1 protein-coding gene is annotated in these 635 nt (G+C 50.9%); it reads right to left on the bottom strand.

The features are described 5' to 3' along the window. Positions 1-88: 88 nt before the first annotated feature. Entirely contained in the window at positions 89-418 is a 330-nt protein-coding gene (locus ACR3FF_RS27305; protein ID WP_458191241.1) for a hypothetical protein, read from the bottom strand. Positions 419-635 lie beyond the last annotated feature (217 nt).

The raw sequence follows: 635 nt of genomic DNA, 5'->3' as shown, positions 1-635 counted from the left end.
CAGCCGTAAGAACAGTGTCTGGATGGTAGAGAAATCTCATAATCACCCATCCAGACGCTTCCTGAGAATCTAACCCCGTCAGTCGTGACTATCCACTGACTCGATGGGAAGTACCGACAATGACTCGTTCCTCGTCACTTCGATTAGTCACACGGAATTCAATCGCACCGGGTGATTCTGGTGTGACCCGCTCATTTTTCAGTTCGGCAGTTATGGCAAGAGCTGACGGCGTGTCGGGCGATCGTCGGTAGAGCACAACGCCGATATGCGTCCATACATCATTGGTTCCTGCTTCCCAGGTGAAAAAGTCGGTCTCCTCAATGAGTTCAGCAAGCCCAGTCGGAATGTCGTCTGTCCAAATCTCTCCTTCTTGGAGTATGGTTTGGAGCGTTTCCCGATGCTCTCGATTATCGATCATCGGGATATCGACGTTGTTGGATTCGTGAATTCGTCAGCAACGGCCTCATCAGAATAGTAGGCGGACGGTCTGAGATGATACGAGTGTGTTGGCATCACAGTCGCTAGTTGTCCACTCTCTCGATAACTGCATCGGCAAAAGCTGCGCCTCACACGGTAAAGACCGCGAAATGAGACGAAGACTGTCTTGGATGCTGTGATGGGGCGTGAATATGTTG

Source organism: Haladaptatus ordinarius, from assembly GCF_054177595.1.
The sequence above is the reverse complement of the archived record's forward strand: the minus strand, read 5'-3'. Positions and strand labels throughout refer to the sequence as shown.

Bases quoted from the DNA above. Each gene is read 5' to 3' on its own strand.
- ACR3FF_RS27305 (WP_458191241.1), bottom strand. From the start codon at position 418: ATGATCGATAATCGAGAGCATCGGGAAACGCTCCAAACCATACTCCAA.